This window comes from Deinococcus peraridilitoris DSM 19664 (assembly GCF_000317835.1).
Lineage (GTDB): Bacteria > Deinococcota > Deinococci > Deinococcales > Deinococcaceae > Deinococcus_A > Deinococcus_A peraridilitoris.
Genome location: NC_019793.1, coordinates 1,007,376 through 1,031,109, shown reverse-complemented (window position 1 = coordinate 1,031,109; position 23,734 = coordinate 1,007,376). Strand labels below are relative to the sequence as shown.

Here is a 23,734-nt window from a genome sequence, read left to right as displayed (position 1 = left end):
GGTGGCACCGAACCCTCCCCCCACGCACAGCGTGGAAGCAGAGCCATAAACGCGCGGCGGCAACGCCCCGACAAAGCTCGGCACGATGCAACTTCACGGACTCGCCTGTCCGGACAAACTGAACACGGCCAGTGCAGGCAGGCACTTTCTCAGGGTTGCCGCAGACTTTTGCACTGTGCCCAACGGCGCGGCAAACACGCCCGCGCGTTGCGCGCTCGGCAGACAGCGTGAGTCACGCTGGCCCGAACGCTCTCGTGAACGGCGGCCCATAGTGGGGCTGCCCTGGAGACTGTATGTGCGGAATTGTCGGATACGTAGGACACCGGAACGCCAAAGACGTGTTGATCGATGGCCTGGCCAAGCTGGAATACCGTGGTTATGACAGCGCGGGCGTCGCGGTCAAGACCGCTCAGGGGCTGGAGGTCCGCAAGCGGGCGGGCAAACTGGCCAACCTCGCCGGTGACCTCGAACTCACCCCGATCTCGGGCACCCTGGGCATCGGGCACACCCGCTGGGCGACCCACGGCCTGCCCAACGACACCAACGCCCATCCGCACGCCACCGAGGACGGGCGCATCGTGATCATTCACAACGGCATCATCGAGAATTACCTGGCGCTCAAGGAAGGCCTGCTGGGACGCGGACACGCCTTTCAGAGCGAGACTGACAGTGAAGTCCTGGCGCATCTGATCGAAGAAAAGTACCAGGGTGACCTCGAGGCGGCCGTCCGTGGCGCCCTCAGAGAAGTGCGCGGCGCCTACGGCATCGTGGTGACGCATGTCGATCACCGCGAAATCGTGGCGGCCCGCACCGTCAGTCCCCTCGTGATGGGCGTCGGGGAAGGGGAGATGTTCCTCGCGAGTGACGTGCCCGCGTTGCTGCCCTACACCCGCAGCATGATTTTCTTGCATGACGGCGACCTGGTGGTCCTGAGCGACGACGGCTACCGGATCACCAATCTGGCCGGTGAAACGCAGGCGCGCGACGTGACTCATATCGACTGGGACGCCGAAGCAGCCGAAAAAGGTGGTTACGACACCTACATGCTCAAGGAGATCTACGAGCAGCCCCAGGCCCTCACCAACACCCTGATCGGGCGCCTGCACGACGAGACCGGCGAGGTGAACCTCGACATCAGTCTCGATCCAGCCTCGTTCAAGCGCATCAGCATCGTGGCCTGCGGCACGGCCTACTACGCCAGCTTGGTCGGCGAGTACCTGATCGAGCAGCTGGCGCGCATTCCCGTCGAAGTGGACGTCGCGAGCGAGTACCGCTACCGTTCGCCGCTGGTCAACGAAAACACCCTGGTGATCGTGGTCAGCCAGTCGGGCGAGACCATCGATACTCTCGAGGCGCTCAAGGAAGCCAAGAAGTACGGCGCAAAGACCCTGGGGGTGATCAACGCCAAGGGGTCCTCCATGACGCGCGAGGTGGACGACGTGCTCTACATTCACGCCGGGCCCGAGATCGGTGTGGCGAGCACCAAGGCCTACACCTCGATGGTGAGCGCCATGCTGCTGCTGGCCCTGTGGCTCGGGCGCGCGCGGGGCAGCCTGAACGCCGAAAAGGGTGCCGAACTGCTCGCGGCGGTGCGCGAACTGCCCCGCCTGGTCGAGGAGGCCCTGGCCCCCGAGCGGGTGGAGAACATCACCCGTATCGCGGAGAAGTACCACCAGGCGCGCGATTACCTGTTCCTGGGACGCGGCGTGAACGCGCCGACTGCGTTCGAAGGTGCCTTGAAGCTCAAGGAGATCAGCTACATCCACGCTGAAGCCTACGCGTCGGGCGAGATGAAGCACGGCCCGATCGCCCTGATCGACGAGCACCTGCCGGTGGTGGTCGTGGCGACCGACAGTTTCCTCTTGGAAAAAACCATCAGCAATATTCAGGAAGTGCGGGCACGCAGTGGCAAAGTCATCGCCGTCGTGTCCGACGGAGACACCGAGGCGGCGCGGCACGCTGATGACGTGATCTTCGTGCCGCGTGCCGACGAAATGGTCAGCCCGGTCGTGAACGCCGTGGCGATGCAGCTGCTCGCCTACCACACCGCGACGGCACTGAACAGGGACGTCGACAAGCCCCGCAATCTCGCCAAAAGCGTCACCGTGGAATGACGGTCGGGCAACGGTTTGACCCGACCCCCTGAGGAGGCCCAACGAGCGGCACGCCCATGCGAGGTGTGCCGCTCGCTGTGGCAGCTGACAAGCAGCGGTGTGGCGCTTCGTGCTGCAGGCCTGCCACTCTCCACGTGCAATTCAGGATCAGGTCATGCTCCTGCCGCTCTCGTCAACTTGCGCGGCCCCGGCAACCCAGCATCGCCAGGCTCGGCAGCGCCTGAATTCTTCCCCGAAGGACCGCACCACGCCCGCGACGCGTTCGTGACGTGATGCCCACAGTGCAGCCGGAAAGGCGATCACCGATGCTACCCCAGGGCGGTGAAGACCAGGCGGACGTGCTGAACGGCCTCCTGTGCCAGACGCGCGGCTTCTGCGCGGCCTTCCTACCACACCGACCGGGCGCTCAGACCACCCAGCACAAACAGCAGTGCGAGCGGCAGCCACGCCCGGGCGAGCCAGGCGATGCGGCGCTGCCGCACACGAAGTTCGTACGCGCCACCCCACAAAGCCAGGGCAGCGTCAAGGCCCCACTGCCACACCCCGGAACTCGCGGAAGCGCGCAGTCGGGCGCTCGTCCAAGAGCGCCCGACTGGTGGTGGAAGCGAACAGCACGAAGGTGGCGAGCAGCACCACCCACACCACCCACGGCAGCAGGGCGCCGGCCAGCATGAACGCCGCGCCCCGCCGGGGTGCGGCGGTGCGGGACGTGAAGGGGGCGTCGGTGTTCAAAGGAGACTTTCGAACAGCAGTCGGGCGACAGGCTCACCCCTGAATGCCAGGATACGTCATTGGCGCCTGGGACACGGGAGGCGCCGCGCATTCGAGCGCCAGGAATGGCCGCTAGAATCCGGACATGCAGTTCTTTGCCCGGCTTCTCGCCATCTCTGGATGTGCCGCCCATATGGCGTTCGCACACGGAGAAGGAACGCCTCCCGATTTGCGGCAGGTGCAATTGTGCGTGGATTCCTCTTCGGTTCGGGTGGAGTTCGAAGGCATGACCACCGGCCTTCAGCGGTCGGCGCAGCCTCGTCTGGAGCGTCAGCTGCGCAGCGCGTTCATTCGGGAACTGCAGCGTGCCGGGGTAACGAGGATCGCGGCGGTCAGCTGCGCGGGTCGTGACGCGCGGGTGCAACTGCTGGCCAACGTCCGGTATCTCAATCCGAAGCAGTATCAGGGTTTCGGTGATCCGGCCTACTCGTACAGTGTTCACCTGACAGTTGCCCGTAAGCAGACTCCGGGCGGCAAGTCCACGCCGCGCTTTACAGCGATGACCTCGGACATTCACTCCGAAGCCCAGACCCGCCGGAAGTTCGAGATTGTGGTCGCGGAGTGGGGCGCGGAACTGGCCGGGGACCTGAGCGAAGCCTGGCAAAAGGCCAACCCGAAGCCGAAGGCACCCAGCGCTACCCCGAACAAGCCCTGAGGCGCCTTTTTCAGGAGTGGCCGGGTATGAAAAACCGTTCTGAAGCGCGCTGGACCTGCCGTTGGCCGCAGGACGCCGGAATTCAGCGGTTGAGACGGTAAAAGACGAGTGATACCGGCAGGTTTGAGCCGTTGGCCGGGACAAAGCTGAAGTTCAGCCGTTCGGTCTGGGTGCGCCACAGCAGCAGGGGAACGTCAGGCTTCGTCAGTACGCCCGAGCGGGGCACCCGCATCAGCGCGGACGCCGGACCGTCGAACAGTTGCAGGGCGCCTCGGTAGCCGCCTCCCCGAGGAGACAGGGCCATCACGGTATTCGCCGCTCCTGTCACCTCGACTTCGTACAGTACGCCGTAGTTGCCGGCCAGACGCATGGGCGTCCCGGTCAGGGCGTCCACGCCGGGTATGGCCTGATCGTGCTGGCCATCGCCGATGTTCAGGCGGGCCGGCAAGGCGCCCAGCGCCACCTGCAGCCTGCGGACCGCGCCGGGAAATGTACCGCGCTGGTGCACGCCATCAAGGGGCAGCGCCACCAGCGAAGCCAGCGCTTCCGGTGTGGACGCCACGCCTTCGGGCAGGATCACAAAGCTGACCTCGATGCGCCCGTCGGACTCGACGTCCTGCAGCAGGCTGACGCCCGACCCGGGCGTCAGCCTGGGCGACGCGTACAGTACGGCCAGCTGCCCTGCGGGCAGCAGTTGCGCGGCACCTTCCTGAGAAGTGAAAAAGTCCATCAAGGCGACCTGCCCCAGCGTACCCTCGACGCGTGAGGGGGCCGTTTCACCGAAGCGCAGCGTGCGCACCCGGACCGCGCGACCTTCCAGGTTCCGGATCACCACGTAGACCCGCGCGGCCGACGCAAGACCGTTCACATGGTAGGCCAGCAGCCGCGCGCGTCCGACGACGCTGTCGCGGTACAGCACGCCTGCGCTGGTCGGTTTCTCAGGAGAGTCGCTGAACAGCAGCGGAAAGTTCGCCTCCACCGTGCTCCGCGCGGTCAGGCTGGGGTAATTCAGCACCAACGGGTCGGCAAACGGTTCGCTCAGGGGGGTATGGCGCAGCGAGAACTCCAGCGGCGTCGCGACTGGCGCGCCCTGCACGCGCACCATTCGTGAGAAGGGCGCGCTGACCTTGCCTTGCGCGTTCGTGACCTGCAGCGAGACCAGGTATTCCCCGGGCGTAAAAAAGGCGTCCTGGCGACCCGTCCAGGTACGCTTGCTGATGGTCTGGCCGTCCGGATCGAAGCTGTAGTCGACCATATTGATCTTCTCGCCGGGAGCGTACACGGTCTTTTCGGGCGCGAAGCGGGCCTGGGGCGCGCCGGGATCGAGCGCCGGCGCCTGCGGCGTGCTGAGAGTGGCGTTTCGTCCGTCAGTGCTGAGCACCAAGGTCGAGCCGGTTTTGCTGGCCAGCCAGCGCACGTCGACGTGAAGCGCCCCGTTGAAGCTGGACGCGCGGGTTTCCTCCAGGGGCGCGTCGTGCACGGATACTGCGGGCAGGCCCGCCAGGGTCAGCGTCTCCACGAGGGGCACCAGCAGCCGCCCGCCTTGCAGACGCGGCGGACTGTTCAGAACGCGGGGCTGGCCGTTCACGGTGGCGTTGGGGTTGTCCGCGGCGAGTATCAGCTGCCGGGAAGCGCTGGCGAAACCGATGAAAAAGAGCAGCAAACTCAGGAAGAAGGAACGGGAACGCGCAGACATCGCGCTCAGGCTAACCGGGGAGTATTGACGTGAGGTGAGGGCGCTACGCCTGTGCGCGCCGGGTTAGGCGCAGGCGCCGGATGCGCAGCTGAAACTCGTACAACTGCCCCGTGTCGGTGCCCGGGCCGTACTTCAGGCGCTGATACTCGCTGACCAGCGCCCTCAGCTCGGCGGCGTCATCCGGGTAGAGCCGGGTGGCCCGCACCGTGTAAGCGCTGAGGGTCTCGCTGGGATGACGCGTCAGGCGCAACTTGGCGCAGAGCAGCTGGAACGCGCGTTCCAGCTGCGGCAGTGGCACCCGGCGCGCCCGGCGAGTCAGGAACGCGGCTGCCAGTCCCGCGCACGAGAGGCCCAGCAGCAACAGCAGGTAGCCGGCGCTGCCGGGTGCACCGATGCCCAACCGGGCCAGCAGCGCACGTTGCCGGACGCCGTCATAACCGATCACCCACTCGTTCCAGGCGTGATGAACGGCGTCAAGCTTTAAATTGAGCCGGCTCAGCCAGTGCGGTTGTGCCTGCAGAAGCGCGGGCAGCTGACGGGCCGGCAGCGCGGCGGCGAGTCCTCCCGTGAGGCGGGCCGGGGCGAGCGCCGCGGTGGGATCGATGCGCTGCCAGCCTTCACCGTCCAGCCACACCTCGGTCCAGGCGTGCGCGTTCGCTTGCCGCACGATCAGGTAATTGCCGTTGTTCTGCCCGCCCTGGTAGCCTGTCACGAGACGCGCCGGGACACCGCTCAGGCGCATCAGGTAGGCAAAGGCTCCCGCGTAGTGTTCGCAGAACCCGCGCCGGGTGCCAAACAGCAGGGCGTCCATCGGGTTTTGGGCGGGCAGCCCTGGAGGATCGAGGGTGTACTGGTAGCCTCCCGTGCGAAACAGTTCCAGCGCTGCCTGCACGCGTTTCGCGGGCGGCAGTGTCGCCCAGCGCCCGGCCAGCAGGCGCGTTTGGGGATTGCCGCCCTCCGGAACGTACAGGTTGCGCTCAAGCTGCTCGCTGGAAGCGTCCAGGCCGTAGCGGTACGCGGTCACGGCGTTCAGGCCGAGGCGGGTCCGGGTGGCCACGGGCGATTCGAGCGAGGCCTGCAGGTCGGCGTCGATGGCGCTGTGGGGCGGCAGGCTGGTCGGCACGTCCAGCGTGAACACCTGTGGCCTGCCGTTCGGTTCGAGCGTCAGGGAATACGCGATGGTGGGGCTCAGCGCATACACGGTCGGCCGTCCGCTTTGCGGACGCGAACGGCGCCAGCTGCGGCCATCGAAAGTCTCGTGTACGTAGGCACGCCAGTACAGCTCGCCTGGCGCGGGAGGCTGCGCAGCGAATTGGGCTCGAAAGGCCACCGCGTCATCCTGAGCGAGGCTCGACACGGACCCAGGCGTCACCTCGTCCGACAGCCCCGTCGTGGCCTGACGGCTGACCACTGGCATCTGCCACAGCGGACCGTCGGGCCGGGGAAACAGCACGAACAGCGCCAGCGTCAGCGGCGCGGCCTGCCCCAGCAGGCGGGCCGATTGCCGGGCGAGGCGTCTCAGTTGCGTGCCAGAGTGGCGCGCAGTGGGCACCTGCCACACCAGCAGGGCCAGCGTGAGCGCAAAGGTGGCGCTGAGGGCATGCAGGGCAGTCAGGGTATCCTGTGCAAAAAAGAAGTGCGAGGCTGTCACGAAGTATCCCAGCACCAGCACCACCCGGGCGTCGCGGCGCGTGCGGATTTCCAGCAGCTTGAAGGCCACCAGCGTGATCAGCACTGCCGTCCCGCCGTCCCGGCCGATCAGCGTGCCGTACTCGCGCGCTATACCCCAGGTGCTGACCACGACCAGCGCGAGCAGCAGCGGAGTCCACGGCACGTGCCAGCCCCAACGGGTGATGGCCAGACGCCAGCTCAACAGCAGGCCCAGCAGCAGCCCCTGCCAGAAAGGCACGCGCAGCAGCGTTGGCAGGGCGGTCAGCGCGAAGGCGGCCACCGTGACATACAGCGCCGTGACAGGCAGCGGGGCAGGAGGGACCGTCGCGCCTTTCATCACCCGATGTGCGCTGTAACCGGCGCCCGGTGTGCTTTTGCCTCGGGGTCATACAGCGCCAGCGCACTGAGGGCCCGAAGCGCGTGGGCCGGGCCTGCGCCCGGTGGCAGTGACTCGCCTGGAAGCTCCAGATCGAAAGCCTGCCCGAGGCGCTCGGCGTGCAGGACCCAGGCGGTCAGCCGGGACAGTCGCGCCTCCGGGTCACGCAGCGTGGCGGTGGCGTCCCAGGAAAGTCGCAGTGCGCGAACACCGGGGGCGTCGAAGAGTTTGGTGTGCAACCTGCCCGTGCGTGCGGCGTGGCGCCAGGCGATCCGTCCGGGCGCGTCGCCACGCACGTAAGACCGCAGCGCGTGAAAGTCTTCGTCACCCAGAGCGCGCTGCTGAAAGGACTCGGCGGTGCCTACGGCAAACTCGGGTGGTAGTGGAGCGTTCTCCTCGGGTGCGGGAAACACCAGGCTCAGACTGCGGGTATTCACGTGCTGCACGGCGCGCCACAGCCCCAGCGGGTCGGGTCGGCTGAGCCGCACGACCGGAAGAGTGAAGATTCCGCGGCGCGTGCTGGGCAGCGTCAGGGTTTCGCGCGCCACACCTTCTGCCCAGATTTCGATGGTCAGCGTGGTTCCCGCCGCCTTGACGGTGATGGGTAGCCCTTCGGAGTCCGCTGAGGTGGTCAGCGTGACCGGAAAATGGACGGGTTCACCCGCGAAGGTCCGCCCGCCGGGGCCGACCGCCAGCGAGACCGGCGTGCAGCTCAGCGCCCGTGAAGCGTGCACCGCACTGATCATCCACAGGGAGAGCAGCAGAAACGTCAGCGCGTATCCCAGGCTGAGCTGGTAATTGACGCAGCCGATCAGGGTCAGCACGGCCACGCCGCTGAACACCAGGCCAAACCGGGTAGGCAGAATCAGTATTCGCGTCGGGTGACGCCTCAACGTCGTGCGCTTCATGGAATACGGGTTGCGGCGAGCAAGGCGAGAACGGAAGGCCGGTCGGGGGCGCCGCTGGTGCGCAGCGGCAAGCGGTGAGCAGCGACGGCCGGAAACACTGCCTGCACGTCCTCGGGCAGCACCAGGTCACGACCGTCCAGCCAGGCCCAGCCTCGTGCGGCGGCCATCAGGCCGAGCGCCGCCCGTGGGCTCAGGCCGGTGCGGAACACCGGTGATTCCCGGGTGGCTTTCAGCAGCAGCTGCACGTAATCGAGCAGCGCTCCTGACACGTAGACCCGGGATACTTCGTCTTGCGCGGCCTGCAATGCCGACAGCGACAGCACGGCGGGCAGTGTCTTGCTCTGGTCGCGCCGACTGCCGCCTTGCAACAGGGCGCGCTCGGCCACGGCGTCGGGGTATCCCAGCGAGAGCACCATCAGAAACCGGTCGAGCTGGGATTCGGGCAGTTTGAAGGTCCCCAGCTGGTCGGCCGGGTTCTGCGTGCCGATTACAAAAAATGGCTCGGGCAGCGCGCGTGTCTCGCGCTCGATGCTGACCTGCCGCTCTTCCATGGCTTCGAGCAGCGCCGACTGGGTTTTGGGTGTGGCGCGGTTGATCTCGTCGGCCAGCAGCAGCTGCGTAAAGATCGGTCCGGGATGGAAATGGAAGCGCTGCGTGTCCTGCTCGAACACGCTCACGCCGATCAGGTCCGAAGGCAGCAGGTCACTCGTGAACTGGACCCGCGCGAACTCCAGACCCAGCGTTCCTGCGAGGGCGTGGGCCAGTGACGTCTTGCCCACACCGGGCAGATCCTCGATCAGGAGGTGCCCGCGTGCCAGCAGGCAGGTGAGTGCCAGACGCAATTGCCGAGGTTTTCCCAGAATGACGTTTTCCAGTTGCGACAACGCCTGCTGAGCGAGTGCCGCACTAGAAGAGGCGGTCGGGTTCGCCATGGATTCGCGGTGAGTTCAGGGAAGGACGAAAGGGCATTACCGGGATTTTATCGCCGCCGGTTATCCCTGCGGGTGTGGTTTTGTGCTCAGCCTGCCGAGCGCAGCAGCGCGAACAGCGCACAGGCAGCGAAAAACAGCACGCTCATGATCAGAACGGCGCGAATCATGTTGAGATAACGCATAAGACTCCTCGTGGCGCAGGGGCCCCTCGGACGGGTTGAAACTGCTCCATGTGAACGTGCGCCAGCGGAACGCGCAGCTTCAGCAGGGCTTCTTGCACCGCGCCCATCATGGGAGGTCCATCATGGGAGGCGGGCCGATCAAAATCACCAGCAACGGTGAAAGGGCCACGGCGACGTACAGCGCCATCCAGAGAATTCCCCGGGTCGGGCGGTTCAAGGCTTGCTCCGATATATGGGCCTCCTGAAGTTATTTGCCCGATTCTGAATGCTCTCCCACGACTTCCAGGGCTTCCTGCTCGCTGACCTGGCGCTGGCCCGCCAGGTAAAACTCCTCGTAGACCGCTTTGAGGATGATCATGAACGGTACTGTCAGAAAGGCGCCGATCACGCCGAACACGCTGCCGAAAATCAGTACGCCGACCGTGACCGAGACCGGGTGCATGTGGGCGGCCCCGCCCAGCACGAAGGGAGTCAGCACGTGGCTTTCGAGCTGCTGCACGACCAGGGCAAGCAGGGCCACCCACAGCGCCTTGTCTGGGTCTTCGGCCAGCGTGAACAGCACGGGTGGCAGCACGGCCAGGATCGGCCCGATGTTGGGAATCAGTTCACCCAGCGCGGCCAGCACGCCGTAGAGCAGCCAGTTCTCCACGCCGAGCAGATACAGCCCCAGCCCCATCACCACGCCCACGATCAGCATCACCAGCAGCACGCTGCGGCCCCAGGCGCCCAGCTGCTGCAAGACCCGCTCGGCGACGTTCTTGGTGCGCTGCCGGTAACCTTGGGGAATCGCGCCGAGCAGTCCCTGCACCAGCGGTCCTGGTCGGGCCAGTGTGAACAGGATCAGAATCAGCGCGATGACCGCAAATGCGAATGAGGTCAGCAGGGACGCCGTGACGCTCAAGGTCTGCGACAGGGCGCCACTGGCAATGCCCACTGCCTGCTCTCCGACCTGGGCCAGGATATCGTCCTCGATCAGTGGCTGCAGAAAGGGAAAGCGCTCCAGCCAGGTGTCGAAGCGGTCTTCCAGGAGGTCAAGGTCAAAAGACAGCCCCGTAAAGAAGTTCACCAGCTGTGAGATCAGCAGCGGCAGCACCAGCACGCTGGTTCCGATGATCACCGTGAGGGCCAGCAGGACCGTGAGCCCGGCAGCCAGCCCACGCGCGATGTTGAGCCTCTCTTCCAGCCAGATCACGATGGGATTGATGGCCGCGGCCAGCAGGGTGGCCAGCACGATCACCAGCAGCGGCCCGCGCACCAGTCCGAAAAAGTTGTAGAGGGCCAGCAGGCCGAGCACGGTCAGGGCGGCAGGAACGAGGTTGACGATGATGATCTGTGGACGCTGTTGACCAAAGGGACCGGGTTGGCTCATGCTGCTCCTTTCGAGATTGAAGCGCCGGAGCGGAAAGGCCCTCAGGGGGACCGGGATCCTGCTTTTTTCCGCCGGTCGTACACCACGTAACCCAGAAAGAGCGCGACGCTGATGACCGACACCCAGATCAGGCCGGTCTGCAGCCGCTCGATGTCCGCACCCAGATAAGCGATCAGGGCCGTGAGTGGCAGGGTGCCCACGGCGGTCGCCAGCATGAAGCGCAAAAATCCCATGCGTGCCAGGCCCGCCACAATGCTCACCGCGTCGGTGGACACCACCGGTGACACCCGCGCGACGATCACCGCCCACAGCCCGTAGTCACGCACGTACCCTTCCATCTTCTGCTCGGTGTCGTGGCCGATCAGTTTATCGACCGTGACGGGTCCGAGCGAGCGCCCCAGTCCGTAGGCCACAAAGGCCGCCAGCAGCAGACCGCCGTACGTCAGCACTCCACCCCACAATGAACCGTAGGCCAGGACCGCGACCACCATGATCAGTACCGAGGGAATCACTGGAATGACCGTCTGCGCCACCATGAAGGCCAGAACCGCCACCGGTCCCCAGGCGCCGAAGCTGCTTACCCACTGCTCGATTCGGCGCCGGTCTCCGCTGGTCAGGATGCCGTACGCCTCGTTCACGAAATTCCGGAAGCCCGGCAGCACGAAGTACAGCAGCACCAGCGACAGCACGATGGCCAGCGGAATCAGCCAGCTGAGTTTGCTCGCCTTCTGGGGAGAGTCGTTTTCCTGTTCGCCTTGTTGCTTTGCCTGCTTGTCGGTCATCGTGTCTCCGGGACGCCCATCACCCCCTGCGGGCGATCACCCGGTGTGGGCGGCTTATCAGGCTTATCAGGGCGCAGAAACGGTCGGGGCCCTGCCAGAAGGTCCCGGTGGTCTCTGCGCTTGCTTTTAGCACACCTGCCGCGCCGCGCACCTTCAACTCACGTTGGCTGTTGGACTGTTTCGTCGCTTTGGGGTGACTTGAAAGGGCGTGCATGCGCGAACTGTTCGACGGTCATGCTGAAGCCCCAGCACTGGCGGGCATTGAACACCACCGCCTCACGACAGAAGTCGGGGCTCGAGGTGCTGCAGGCGTCTTCGAGCAGCACGGCGTTGTAATCACGGAAATAGGCATCTTCCATGGTGGTCGTGACGCACTGGTCGATGTTCACCCCGGCGAAGAGCAGCGTGTTGATGCCCTGCGTGCGCAGCACCTGGTCGAGGTGCGTACCGTAAAAGCCACTCATGCGCACCTTCTCGATGTGAATGTCCTCCTCGCGCATCAGGGGCTTCAGGTCGTCGACGATCTCGGCGCCCCACGAGCCCTGGGTCAGGACCTGCCCGCGCGCCAGGTCCTGACCGATGCCCTGCTGTGACGGTTCGTGCTTGAACGAATAGAGGGTGGGTGCGCCCAGATTGCGCAGGTCGGGACGGTTGTGCCAGTACACCCAGACCACCCACAGTTCGCGTTCGCGCGCCACCGCGATGGCGCGCTGAATGCCTGGAATGGCTGTGCGGCACTTCTGGTACTCCAGACCCGAAGCGTCCGTCCAGCCGCCCGGCGAGCAGAAGTCGTTCTGCATGTCGATGATGACGAGCGCCTGCCGGTTCGGGCTGTCCACAAAGGGTTTGAGCTGTGCTTCATGACGCAGCAGGCCACCCCTCTGGTGGTGCGGGGCGAGATGCACGAAGTCCTCGTACAGGTGCCAGCGGTCGGCACTCGCGGCAAACTGTACGCCGCCGTCCGGAGTCCGGGCGTAGATTTCACGGAATTGCTCTTTGCTCATCTGATCTCCTTGTCTCGGTACCCCACGCTTCAGTACCCGGCGGCCGATCCGTCGCCGCGTGGATCGGCTCCACCTTCCAGAAAGCCGTGTCTGGTGCGGCGAATGGCCTGGGCGTGACCCATGTTGTCGTTCCAGTCGGTCAGCATTTTCACCGGCTGGCCGCGTCGCAGCAGCTCGCGCGCCACCTCGTCGCCGATGCGGCCCTCGAGGGACAGGTCCTGCGAGGCGGTGCCCCAGGTGCGGCCCATCAGCCAGCGGGGCGCCTCGATGGCCTGCTGCACGTCGTACCCGAAGTCGATCAGCCGGGTGAGCAGGGCCACGTGCGTCTGCGGCTGCCCTTCGCCGCCCATGGTGCCAAAGGCCATCTCGAAGTCACTACCGTCGAACATCATGGCGGGAATCAGCGTGTGAAAGGTCCGTTTGCCGCTTTCCAGGGTATTGGGGTGCTCCGGGTCAAGGGAAAAGAACGAACCGCGGTTCTGCAGCAGGATGCCGGTATCGCCCCCAACGGCCAGGCTGCCGAAATCGTGATAGATCGACTGGATCACCGAGACGGCCAGCCCGTCCTCGTCCACGGCGCAAAAGGCGCAGGTATCGCCCTCGGGCGAGCGTCGGCGCGCCGCGTGCGGACCGCGCTCGCCGGGCTCGGCGCTGGCCATGTCCCGGGCCTCCATGGAGGAGATCAAGGTGCGCCGCTCGTCCGCGTATGCCTTCGAGGTCAGCCGCTCAAGCGGAATGTCCAGAAATTTCGGGTCGGTCAGCCAGTGGTCCCGGTCGGCAAAGGCCAGCTTCACGGCCTCGGCAATGTGATGGTAGTAATCGGCGCTGCCGTCACCCCAGGCGCGCACATCGTAGCCTTCCAGCAGGTTCAGCAACTGCAATGCCACGAAGCCCTGGGTGTTGGGTGGAAACTCGTAGACCGTCTTGCCCCGGTACGTGGTGCTGACGGGCTGGGTCCACTCGGCCTGAAAGTTCGCGAAGTCCGCCGGACGCAGGGGAGAGCCCCCGGCTTCCACACCGGCGCACAGGCGCTCGGCCAGCTCCCCTTCATAAAAGGCCCCGCGCGCTCCCTCACGGGCCAGCAGCTCGAAGCTGCGCGCGAGGTCTTCCTGCACCAGTTTCTCTCCCGCGCGGGCGATCTGGCCGCCGGGCAGAAAGATGCGTCCGGCAGCCACATGTTCCCGCAGTAGGTCACGGTCCTGCACCAGCCAGTCGGCCAGCGAGCGCCCCACTGGCACCCCGCCGCGCGCCAGCAGGATGGCGTCCTCAAAGAGCTCAGCCCAGGGCAGGCGCCCATGACGCGCCTGCACCTGATGCCAGCCGTCCACCGCCCCGGGCACCGTCAGGGCCGCCAGCGGGCCGCGCGAGGGAATGCGGTCACGATGCCCGCGCTCGGCGTAGTACTCACGGGAAGCGAGCGCGGCCGCTCCACCGCTGGCATTCAGGGCCTGCACGCCGCCCTGCCGGGGATCGTGAATGAGCCAGAAGCCGTCGCCGCCCAGGCCGGCCATGTGCGGGTAAGCCACGCACAGCACCGCGTTCGCGGCAATCGCGGCGTCCACGGCGCTGCCGCCGCGCGACAGGGCGCGCAGCCCGGCACTGCTGGCCAGATGATGGGAGGTGGCGACCACGCCGCGGGGCGCATAGGTGGGCGGGCGCCCGGTTCGGGGGCCATTGGGCGAAGTCATGAATTCTCCTTGTCAGTGTTCTGTTGCGAATCGTCCTCTTTCCCGAGAAAGCGCAGCACCGGCGGAATCAGGCCGCCCAGCGTGAGCAGTCCCAGCGTTGCCCATACCAGGGCGGGCGAATTACCGGAGGTGCCATAGCTCGCCAGCGGGTAGGCGGCAAGCATCAAGAGCAGCGCCACGAGCATCACGGTGTTCTTGGTCATGCTCACTCTCCTCCCTGGCCGCGCAGCAGGATCGTCAGCGCGCCGGCCAGGAGGGCCACCACGCCGGTCCAGGGCAGCGTGCGCCGCAGGACGTCACCTTCCTTGCCCCCGGCGCCCGTGGTACTGGTGCCCAGCACGATGTTCGCGGGCGCCACCGCGTTCCCGGTGGCGCCCCCCACGCTCTGTCCGGCGATCACCGCAGACTGGCTGAGCCCCGGCTGTGCCTGCGCGACGGTGTCGTGCAGCGGTGAGAACAGGATGTTCGATGCCGTGTTGCTCGACGTCATGAAGGCCCCCACGATGCCGATCAGCACCGAGGCAAAGGCGTACACGGATGCGGGCGCCACCTCTGAGATGCCCAGCGCCAGCACCTGGGTCTGACCGGAATGCGCGAGCAGCTGGCTGGTCACCAGAAAGGCCACCACGCTCAGCGAAGCGGGCACGGCGTTCTGCAGCATCTCGCCCAGCAACCCGCGCTGCTCCTCACCCTGCTGCTGTTCGCGCTCGGCCCAGCGGGAGTAAAAACCCCGCGCCCGGTAGACCAGCCAGGCGATCAGGCTGGAAAGCAGCAGAAAGGTGCCCGGATGGGTCAAGGGCGAGATCGGCGAGTACGGCTCCTCGGCTTCGGTGGTCATGCCCAGCGCGGTGCGCGCCTCGGGAAAGGGCAGGCCGACTTCCAGACGCGACAGGGCCGACTGGATCGCCGGAATCACCAGTGCCACGACGGTCAGCACCGTCAAGGCCACGTAGGGCAGCAGCGACATCCAGAGTCCCATGATCGGTTCTTTCTGCTCGTCTTCTTTCTGGCGGCTCTCCTGCATGGCCGGGCGGTCCTGAATGTCGGCGTCCTCCGCGTAGCGCTTCCAGCGCGAGAGCGGGTAGAGGGCCGCCACAACCAGGGTCGCGGGAATGAAATTCGACAGCACCGGATTCCACTGCGACAGGGCCAGTTGCCCGCCGCCGTGCAGCAGGCTCACGATCAGCACGAGCGGCCAGGCGTGCTTGAACGCCGCGCCCTTGCCATACAGCCAGGCAATCGTGAAGCCTGCCAGCAGGTTGGGAATCCACAGCAGCAACGCCGTCTGAAAAGCCGTGGCGTCGGGATTCTGTAAATCCACGATGCGGCTCGTGGCCAGCCAGCTCACGCCCAGCGTCCCGAACATGTTGGCCCAGGCATGCCCGATCAGTGGAATGGCGACCGCGAAGACGGGCCTCACCCCGAAGGCCAGCAGCAGTGGCGCCACCACCGCGATGGGCGTACCGAAACCTGCAATGCCTTGCAGAAAGGAAGCGAAGATCCAGCCGAAGGCCAGCACCAGAAACAGCTCGTTCTTGGTGAAACGCGCGATGCCGCGCCGCAGGGCGTCAAACGCCCCGGCCCGCTTGGTGATCAGGTACAGCAGCAAGGCCGGCCAGATCACGTACAGAATGAAGATGGCGTCCCACACGCCTTTTCCTCCCGCCACGGCCAGGGTCTGCGTGGGGGTCTGGAAGGCAAACACTGCAATCAATGCCGCCACGAACATCCCGACTGCGCCCGCCTCAGCGGCCTTCCACTTCAGAAAAACCAGCAGGGCCAGCAAGGTCAGAATCGGCACCAGCGAGAGCAGCCAGCGGGCGAGGGTCACCTGAATCTCGGTATCATTCATGGCGAGCCCCCTGAAAGTGCCCAAGTGTGCCTTGGTCCAGGTGAAGCAAGACCGTGAACTGTGAATCGGATCATGCCGGAAACCTCCTGTGCGAAATCCTGTGCGAAAAGTCCGTCGACGCGTCGTGTGATTGGATGAACCTGCTCGGTCGAGCGGTCGGGAGTGGAAATCGTGGATCCTGCCACGCCCTGCGGTGCGGCCGGAGAGCCGAGGCTCCACGCAAATCCGAAGCTCCACGCAAATACAGAAAACGACATGGGCGGAGTCCAACCGACAGACTCCGCCCAGCCCGGCTTATGGAAGCCGGGATTCCCACCGCGCGTGCGGTGACCTTGTTTTTTTACCGTAACACGCGTTTTCCCTGCCTGCCCTTGGGCAAAGTGCTAGGGATCTCACCACGTCTCGCGAACGCCTTGAGCAAGTTTCAGCTTTTCGGTGTCGGTGTGAGAGGCCGCAAGGCGGCTCCACCCGGGCATCAGCCTGGCTTCAGGTAGTCAGCGCCGCGTTCAGCTCGTTCCGGAAGTTCCGGGCCGCCTCCATGCTGGCCCGCACGTCCAGCCCTTGAACGTACTGGATGCCGCGGCTGGCCGACACGACCGCGCCCACGCCGCCGGGCAGGAAGGCCGGAGCCAGATCACTGGCCCGTGCACCCTGCGCGCCCAGGCCCGGCAAGAGCAGCGTCGCCTTGGGCATCAGGGCGCGAAAGTGCTCCAGCTCTTCCGGGTGGGTCGCCCCGACGACGGCCCCGACGCACGACAGGTCACCGTCCTCTTCCTGACCCAGCTGTGCCACCTGCGCGGCGACCTTTTCGGCCACGCCGCTCTGCTGAAGATCGGCACTGCCGGGATTGGAGGTCCTGACGAGCACGAACACGCCGCCGCCGTGTGCGCGCGCCACTTCGACGAACGGCGTGAGGGTTTCCCAGCCCAGGTAGGCGTTGATTGTCAGGGCGCTGCCCGCGTGCGGGCCGCTCAGCCAGGCCTGCGCGTAAGCCTGCGCGGTGCTGCCAATGTCTCCGCGCTTGCCATCAAGCAGCACTGGAAGGCCAAGCGTGCGCGCCAGTGCGCAGACTTCCTGCAGCAGCGGGTATCCACTGGGACCCAGCACTTCATAAAAGGCCAGCTGGGGCTTGACGCACGCGACCAGCCCCGCGCAGGCTTCCAGCACATCCAGGGTGTGCTCACGCAAGTGTGCGACATCCCGGTAAGCGTCCAGCCGTGGATCGAGGCCGAGGCACAGGCGGGTGCCATACGTCAGTGTGCGCTGGCGCAGCTGCTCCTGAAACGGCAGCGGAGTGGCCGTCATGGAGAACGCTTTCTGGTGGCAGAACGCTCGGGCGAAGGAGAGCTAATCATCGCGCCGATTGTATCCAATGGCTCAGGCAGAAGGCAGCCTCATATGCCCTGCTAAGACGAAACCAAGACCACCTGTACGTTTAGGCAAGATCTTACGGGACGCTTCTACTCCTCCTTCCTCACAAAGAGACTACCCTGAGGCAACCCTGACCTCAGTGGTCAAGGAGCAGAGCAAGGCAGCGTGCAGCGTGGCGGCTTGGGAGCGCGAGTCCAGCTTCACCTTCGGGTGAGAAACAGTGGAGACACAACATGTGGCGAACGTGGGCACTTGGTGCGGCGCTCGCGCTGGGCGGCTTTGTCTCGGCCCAGTCGAACGGTTCCCCGGCAGTCGGTGAAGCAGTCTCGGAAATCATGGCCTTGCTGCCAAAAGTGGAGTGCGCTGAACCCGAGGTCTGGGAGGTGGAAGGAGACGCGCAAGGCGCGGCCCGCTTCCTGCTCAACACCCTGCGGCAGCGTGGCTGGTCGGTCATGGAACATGGCCCGACCCGGCGCAGTTACGCGCTGATCGTGGACCCCAATCCCAATGACCCGGTGGCCGTCGCCATCGCCGGCTATCTGGTCGATGAGCAGTCGAGGCAGAGTACCGCTTTCCTGGCCGAGTGCAAACTCACCTCAAGCGACGCCGGGGGAGACATGTACACCCGTCTTTCCCCGCTGGACGTCATCGCGCGTCGTTGAGCCGTGGCTCTTGCCCTTCTGCCGGGTACGTCAAGCCGAAGCCCGGCGCTCTGTCACCGGGCTTCAGCTTCCGATCAAGCGGGTTATCTGATTTCGGTTTTCGACCAGCGCTCGATCAGTTTCAGCGCGGCGGTGTGATCCTCGTCCGGGCCGATCTCGTTCACGGCGGCCCGGATCAGGCTTTCGGTCATGGCGATCACGGGAGCACTCGCCCGCGCGCCGCGCACCACGTCCATGGCGAGGCCCGCGTCCTTGGCGAGCAGCGCCAGCTTGAAGGTCGCCGGAAACGTGCGGGTCAGCACCCGCTGCGGAATCAGGTTCTCGGTGACGTTGCTGCGTCCTGAGGACGCGTTGATGACCTCCAGGGCCGCGCCCACATCCACGCCCAGGGCCGCGAGCGCCGCGAGGCCCTCGCCGGCCGCCCAAAGGTTCACGGCCAGCAGCGCGTTGTTGATGGCCTTGACGGCGTGCCCGCTGCCCACCTCGCCCACCCGCACGATCTTCGTGGCAAAGGCTTCCAGCGCGGGCCGAACTTCTTCCAGGGTACTCTCCGCGCCGCCGAACATCACGCTGAGCTTGCCGGCCTCCGCGCCCGCAGTGCCCCCCGAAAGGGGCGCGTCCACGAACTCGATGCCCTGACCGGCCAGCCGCACGGCGAGCTCGCGCGTCACCTCCGGGTCGCCGCTGGTGCAGTCGACCCATACCAGCCCGTTGCCGGCGCCGGAAATCACGTCCCCGGCGAGGGCGGCCACCTCAGCCGAGGTGGGCAGGCAGGTAAACAGGATATCCGCCTCGGCAGCGGCGGCCACGCTCGTCACGGCCCGTGAACCGTACTCGGCGGCGTGCTGCAGGGCTTTCTCGTGGGTGCGGTTCCACACCAGGGTCTCGAAGCGGCGCGACAGGTGCGCGGCCATCGGGTACCCCATGGCGCCCAGGCCCACAAAAGCAACGGTGACGTTCATGCTGACCAGCCTACCCGAAGCCAGCCGACCCAAAGAGATGAAAAAAGCCCCCTCCCGCTCGGGAGGGGGCTTTGAAAGGTTGCTCAGTCGTCGTAACCGGGCTGAATGCTGGTGGGTGTTTCAGGGCGCGGCGCGTCACGGCGCGGCAGGTCGCCGATCTCGGGACGGTAGCGCTCGATGGTGCGGTCGTCGGCCACCTGCGACTTGCGCACGAGGTCGAGGCCCGTTCCGGCCGGAATCAGCTTCCCGAGGATGACATTCTCCTTCAGGCCGATCAGGTCGTCCACCTGACCCTTGATGCTGGCTTCCGTCAGCACGTGGGTGGTGTGCTGGAAGGACGCCGCCGAGAGCCACGACTGGGTGCTGAGGCTCGACTTGGTGATGCCCAGCAGCACCGGCTTCCAGCTCGCCGGGGTCTTGCCGGCCTCCAGGGCGTCGTTGATGGCCTCAACATCCCAGCGCTCGACGGTCTGGCCTTCGAGCAGCGGGGTGTCGCCACCGTCGCTGATTTCCACGTACTTCAGCATCTGGCGCACGATGGTCTCGATGTGCTTGTCGTGCACCTTCACGCCCTGGCTGCGGTATACGCGCTGCACTTCTTCCACCAGGTAACGCTGGGTGGCCTCGATGTCGCGGTAGGTCAGCAGGTCGTGCGGGTTCACGGCGCCACGCGTCAGCGGATCGCCGGCATTCACGCGGTCCCCCTCACGCACGATCAGGCGCATGGCCTTGTTGACCTTGATGGCGGTCTTGGAGCTGTACTCGGCTTCGTCCGCCTCGATCTTGACGAGGTAACGCTCGTCGTCTTCCTCGAGGCGCACGGCGCCGTCACGGTCGGCGACCACGGCCTGGTTCTTGGGTTTGCGCGCCTCGAACAGTTCGATCACGCGGGGCAGACCCAGGGTGATGTCGCTGCCGCCTGCCACACCACCGGTGTGGAAGGTGCGCATGGTGAGCTGCGTGCCGGGCTCGCCGATCGACTCGGCGGCCACGACGCCCACCGCTTCGCCCATGCTGACCGGCTTGGCCTGCGAAAGGTCGTAGCCATAGCAGCGCTGGCAGACACCCGAGCGCACACGGCAGTTGAGCGGCGTACGCACGAACACCTCGCCGATGCTCTGGGCGTTCTTGGTGATCGCCTTGATGTCCTCGAGCGCCAGCATGTCCCCGGCGTAGATGGTGCGCTCACCGAGTTCGACGTCCATCGTGACCGTGCGGCCGTAGAGCGAAGTCTCGATCTCGCTGGCCTTGCGGCTGCGCCACTCACCGGTGCGCTCGTCGGTGTGACCGAGCGGCATGACGGTGTAGTCGGTGGTGCCGCAGTCCACGTCACGCACGACGATTTCGTGCGCCACGTCGACCAGTTTACGGGTCAGGTAGCCCGAGTCGGCGGTGCGCAGCGCGGTGTCCGCGCCACCCTTACGGGCGCCGTGCGTGCTGATGAAGTACTCCAGCACCGTGAGGCCTTCACGGAAGCTGGCGCGAATGGGCACCTCGATGGTGCTGCCGTCGGGCTTGGCCATCAGACCGCGCATGCCGGCCAGCTGACGGATCTGCTGGGGGTTACCACGCGCGCCCGACTGGCTCATGATCCACAGCGGGTTGAAGGGGTAGTTCTTGGAGAAGTTCTCGAACACCGCGTTCTTGACGCTGTCGGTGGTGTCGTTCCACAACTGCACGACCTGCTTGTAGCGCTCTTCTTCGGTCAGGAAGCCGAAGTCGAAGTTCTGCTCGATCTCGCTGAGCTTGCCGTCGGCCTCGGCCAGGATGCCCTGCTTGGCCGGCGGAATCACCACGTCGTCGATGCCGATGGTGATGCCCGAGGTGGTGGACAGGCGGAAGCCGCTGTCCTTCAGGGCGTCGAGCAGCTGCGCGGTCGCCTCGATCCCCAGGGTCTTGAAGCAGGCCAGGATCATGTCCTTGAGGCCGTCTTTTTCGTAGGCGGTGTTGAGGTCCACCAGGGCGTCGACCAGCTCGCTGCGGTGGTCGCCGAGGGCTTCCTGCACGAGGCGGCGGAACATCACGCGTCCGGCGCTGGTCTCGTAAGACTGGCCCTTGACGCGGATGCGCACGTGATCCTGATAATCGATCTCTCCGCGCTCGACGGCCAGGATCGCCTCGTCGGGGCTGGAGAAGTTGTACTTCAGGCGGCCCGGCGAGGTTTCCTTGCCGTTCACAACGATCTGCGAGTTCAGGCGCACTTCGCCCGCCTCGAAGGCTGCCAGCGCCTCCTGCGGACTGGCGAATTCACGGCCCTGGCCCTCGTTGTCCTTGCGCAGCTGGGTCAGGGTGAAGATGCCCAGGATGATGTCACGGCTGGGTTTGACGTTCGGCTCGCCGTTGGCCGGGGAGAGCAGGTTGTGCGCGCTGAGCATCTGAATGCGCGCCTCGGCCTGCGCCTGCGCGCTGAGGGGCACGTGAATGGCCATCTGGTCGCCGTCGAAGTCGGCGTTGAAGGCTTCACAGACCAAGGGGTGCAGCTGGATGGACTGCCCTTCCACCAGCACCGGCTCGAAGGCCTGAATGCCCAGGCGGTGCAGGGTCGGTGCGCGGTTGAGCAGCACGACCTTGTCCTCGATGACCTCTTCAAGGGCGTCCCAAACGCTGTCACGGGTGTCACGGTAGCGCTCGAGCATCTTGCGGGCCTGCTTGATGTTGGTGACTTCGCCCTTCTCCTCGAGCACCCGGAACAGGAAGGGCTTGAAGAGCTCGAGCGCCATGCGCTTGGGCACCCCGCACTGGTGAAGGCGCAGCTGCGGACCGACCACGATCACGCTGCGGCCCGAGTAGTCCACGCGCTTGCCGAGCAGGTTCTGACGGAAGCGTCCCTGCTTGCCGCCCAGCAGGTCGGTCAGCGAGCGCAGGCTGCGGTCGGAGCCGGGGTTGGTGACGGGGCTGCCACGGCGGCCGTTGTCGATCAATGCGTCGACGGCTTCCTGCAGCATGCGTTTTTCGTTTCGGATGATCATGTCCGGCGCGCCCTGCCCCATCAGTTTCTTGAGGCGGTTGTTGCGGTTGATCAGGCGGCGGTAGAGATCGTTGAGGTCCGAAGTCGCGAAGCGGCCCCCGTCCACCTGCACCATGGGGCGCAGATCGGGCGGCATGACCGGCACGGTCTCCAGGATCATCCACGAGGGGTGGTTGCCGCTCTTGACAAAGCTGCGCACGACTTCCAGGCGCTTGCGGGCCTTGGCCCGCTTGTGGCGGCTGTTGTCCTTCATCTGCTCGTTGAGCTCGGCTTCGAGCGTCACGAGGTCGATGTCGTCCAGCAGCTCCTTGACGGCCTCGGCGCCCATCTTGGCGGTGAAGTCGTAAGACTCGATCACACGGACCTGCTTGCGCACCAGGTCGATTTCGATGCGGCCCGAGATCTCGCTGCGCAGCGCGCCGCCGTCGGCGAGGTCATCGCCGGGATCGACGCGGTCGCCGTTCACGACCAGGGGCTCGTCCTGATAGGCGTACACCTTGGCCTTGCTGACGATGATGCTGGCCGGCGCGTGCAGCGTGATGACGCCGTCACGCTCGGCGGTGACCATCTGCTCTTCGTCGATGGCGCCGATGATGCGCTGGCCGGCACGCACTTCGCTGCCGTCGCCCACCAGAACGTGCATGGTGGGATTGATGGGGTAGCTCTCGGTGCGGTTCCAGTGCAGGGTGACGGTGGTGTCACCTTTTTTACCGGTCTTGAGGTTCTCCAGGCGGCTGGCACGGCTGACGCGCAGGCGCGCACCGGAGGTGGCGGTCGCCAGGGCCGTACCGGCTTCCAGGCGCTCACCCTGCGCGACGGTGACGTCCATGCCGTGCGGAACGTACACGCGCGCCAGGATTTCGTCCTCGTCACTCCTCACGTCGACCAGCACACTGTCCTCGCCGAGGTCGTGCAGGAAGGCGATGCCGTCCACCGGGGAGGTGATGGTGTAGCCTTCTTCGAGCTCGGCCAGGATCTCACCGGCGCGGAAGCTTTCCTGCGCCACCAGGGCGGTTTCGGGCAGCAGTACACGCGCCTGCGCTTCCTCGCGGTAGGCGATCTCCGCGCGGCGCGGAAAGCGGAACTGCGCGAGGCCGTCCATCTTGCTGACGACGTTGCCGCCGAGGCTCTGGCCACGCGTGACGTACTCGCCGTCACGAATGTTGGCCTCGACGCCCACGGGCAGACTGTAGGTTTCCTGACGGCCAAAGCGCAGCTCGCGGTACTCCTCGTCGCTGAGCAGTTCACCGCGCTTGAGCGGGCGCCCGTCCTTCTGGGCGTTCTGGGGATCGATCACCAGGAAGGAGCTGAAGTACAGCACTTTTTCCAGCTGCGCCGCCGAGAGGTCGAGCAGCGTGCCGATCTTGCTGGGGGTGTCCTTGACGTACCAGATGTGCGCGGCGGGCGTCGCGAGGTCGATGTGACCCATGCGGTAACGCCGGACCTTGCTGCTGGTGACTTCCACGCCGCAGCGCTCGCAGACCTTGCCTTCGTAGCGCTGGCGCTTGTACTTGCCGCAGGCGCACTCGTAGTCCTTTTGCGGTCCGAAGATGCGCTCGTCGAAGAGGCCTTCGCGCTCGGGCTTGAGGGTACGGTAGTTGATGGTTTCGGGTTTCTCGACCTCGCCATAGCTCCAGTCGCGAATGCGCTGGGGGCTGGCGATGGCGATGCGTACTTTGCTGAAATCTTTCAAAGCGGTGCTCCTGTTGGGTAGAGCGGCTTGTCGTCGGGGTTGAGGAATGCCGGGGCGAGGTTGGGTTCACCCCGGCAA

18 protein-coding genes are annotated in these 23,734 nt (G+C 65.8%); 3 read left to right on the top strand and 15 right to left on the bottom strand.

Going from position 1 to position 23,734, the window contains the following annotated elements; translation table 11 throughout:
- Positions 1–293 precede the first annotated feature (293 nt).
- Positions 294–2,114, top strand: coding sequence for a glutamine--fructose-6-phosphate transaminase (isomerizing) (gene glmS, locus DEIPE_RS04930; RefSeq protein WP_015234880.1), 1,821 nt, complete (start codon positions 294–296; stop codon positions 2,112–2,114).
- A gap of 386 nt (positions 2,115–2,500) precedes the next feature.
- Here the strand turns inward: glmS and DEIPE_RS23775 are convergent, their stop codons facing one another.
- Together DEIPE_RS23775 and DEIPE_RS04925 are read right to left on the bottom strand one after the other, a co-directional pair.
- Complete coding sequence (locus DEIPE_RS23775) at positions 2,501–2,656, bottom strand: hypothetical protein (RefSeq protein WP_015234879.1); 156 nt, start codon at positions 2,654–2,656, stop codon at positions 2,501–2,503.
- Positions 2,637–2,846, bottom strand: a complete 210-nt coding sequence (locus tag DEIPE_RS04925; RefSeq protein ID WP_041230702.1) for a hypothetical protein — start codon at positions 2,844–2,846, stop codon at positions 2,637–2,639. The genes DEIPE_RS23775 and DEIPE_RS04925 overlap by 20 nt, the downstream gene beginning before the upstream one ends.
- Positions 2,847–2,970: 124 nt before the next feature.
- Here DEIPE_RS04925 and DEIPE_RS04920 point away from each other — a divergent pair, with 124 nt between their 5' ends.
- Positions 2,971–3,540: a hypothetical protein gene (locus DEIPE_RS04920; RefSeq protein WP_015234877.1), complete on the top strand. Its 570-nt coding sequence runs from the start codon at positions 2,971–2,973 to the stop codon at positions 3,538–3,540.
- An 82-nt stretch (positions 3,541–3,622) separates the two neighbouring features.
- On the opposite strand, the gene DEIPE_RS04915 is transcribed toward DEIPE_RS04920, so the two are convergent.
- The 11 genes from DEIPE_RS04915 to pyrF form a co-directional block, all read right to left on the bottom strand.
- Positions 3,623–5,236, bottom strand: a complete 1,614-nt coding sequence (locus DEIPE_RS04915; RefSeq protein WP_015234876.1) for a stalk domain-containing protein — start codon at positions 5,234–5,236, stop codon at positions 3,623–3,625.
- 43 nt (positions 5,237–5,279) lie between these two features.
- Positions 5,280–7,244, bottom strand: a complete 1,965-nt coding sequence (locus tag DEIPE_RS04910) for a transglutaminase TgpA family protein (protein ID WP_015234875.1) — start codon at positions 7,242–7,244, stop codon at positions 5,280–5,282.
- A complete protein-coding gene (locus DEIPE_RS04905) occupies positions 7,244–8,191 on the bottom strand; it encodes a DUF58 domain-containing protein (protein ID WP_015234874.1) in 948 nt (315 codons plus the stop codon). Before DEIPE_RS04905 ends, DEIPE_RS04910 begins: the two co-directional genes overlap by 1 nt.
- Complete coding sequence (locus DEIPE_RS04900; protein ID WP_015234873.1) at positions 8,188–9,123, bottom strand: AAA family ATPase; 936 nt, start codon at positions 9,121–9,123, stop codon at positions 8,188–8,190. Before DEIPE_RS04900 ends, DEIPE_RS04905 begins: the two co-directional genes overlap by 4 nt.
- A gap of 429 nt (positions 9,124–9,552) precedes the next feature.
- Entirely contained in the window at positions 9,553–10,674 is a 1,122-nt protein-coding gene (locus tag DEIPE_RS04890; protein ID WP_015234870.1) for an AI-2E family transporter, read from the bottom strand.
- A gap of 41 nt (positions 10,675–10,715) precedes the next feature.
- Entirely contained in the window at positions 10,716–11,456 is a 741-nt protein-coding gene (locus tag DEIPE_RS04885) for a TVP38/TMEM64 family protein (protein ID WP_015234869.1), read from the bottom strand.
- Positions 11,457–11,614: 158 nt separating this feature from the next.
- A complete protein-coding gene (locus DEIPE_RS04880; protein ID WP_015234867.1) occupies positions 11,615–12,460 on the bottom strand; it encodes a cysteine hydrolase family protein in 846 nt (281 codons plus the stop codon).
- A gap of 29 nt (positions 12,461–12,489) precedes the next feature.
- Positions 12,490–14,148, bottom strand: coding sequence for a gamma-glutamyltransferase (gene ggt / locus DEIPE_RS04875; protein ID WP_015234866.1), 1,659 nt, complete (start codon positions 14,146–14,148; stop codon positions 12,490–12,492).
- Positions 14,145–14,351 (bottom strand): hypothetical protein, encoded by a 207-nt coding sequence (locus tag DEIPE_RS04870; protein WP_015234865.1) that lies wholly within the window; start codon positions 14,349–14,351, stop codon positions 14,145–14,147. The genes ggt and DEIPE_RS04870 overlap by 4 nt, the downstream gene beginning before the upstream one ends.
- 2 nt (positions 14,352–14,353) lie before the next feature.
- Positions 14,354–16,000 carry an L-lactate permease gene (locus tag DEIPE_RS04865; RefSeq protein ID WP_015234864.1) on the bottom strand — a complete coding sequence of 549 codons (1,647 nt, stop codon included), beginning with the start codon at positions 15,998–16,000 and terminating at the stop codon, positions 14,354–14,356.
- Between the two features lie 486 nt (positions 16,001–16,486).
- Positions 16,487–17,305 (bottom strand): orotidine-5'-phosphate decarboxylase, encoded by an 819-nt coding sequence (gene pyrF, locus DEIPE_RS04855; RefSeq protein WP_015234862.1) that lies wholly within the window; start codon positions 17,303–17,305, stop codon positions 16,487–16,489.
- 299 nt (positions 17,306–17,604) lie between these two features.
- On the opposite strand from pyrF, the gene DEIPE_RS04850 reads away from it, so the two are divergent.
- A complete protein-coding gene (locus tag DEIPE_RS04850; RefSeq protein WP_015234861.1) occupies positions 17,605–18,033 on the top strand; it encodes a hypothetical protein in 429 nt (142 codons plus the stop codon).
- An 83-nt stretch (positions 18,034–18,116) separates the two neighbouring features.
- On the opposite strand, the gene DEIPE_RS04845 is transcribed toward DEIPE_RS04850, so the two are convergent.
- Together DEIPE_RS04845 and rpoC are read right to left on the bottom strand one after the other, a co-directional pair.
- Entirely contained in the window at positions 18,117–18,995 is an 879-nt protein-coding gene (locus DEIPE_RS04845) for an NAD(P)-dependent oxidoreductase (RefSeq protein WP_015234860.1), read from the bottom strand.
- A gap of 83 nt (positions 18,996–19,078) precedes the next feature.
- On the bottom strand, positions 19,079–23,656 hold the full coding sequence (rpoC, locus tag DEIPE_RS04840) for a DNA-directed RNA polymerase subunit beta' (RefSeq protein WP_015234859.1): 4,578 nt from the start codon (positions 23,654–23,656) through the stop codon (positions 19,079–19,081).
- Between the last annotated feature and the right edge of the window lie 78 nt (positions 23,657–23,734).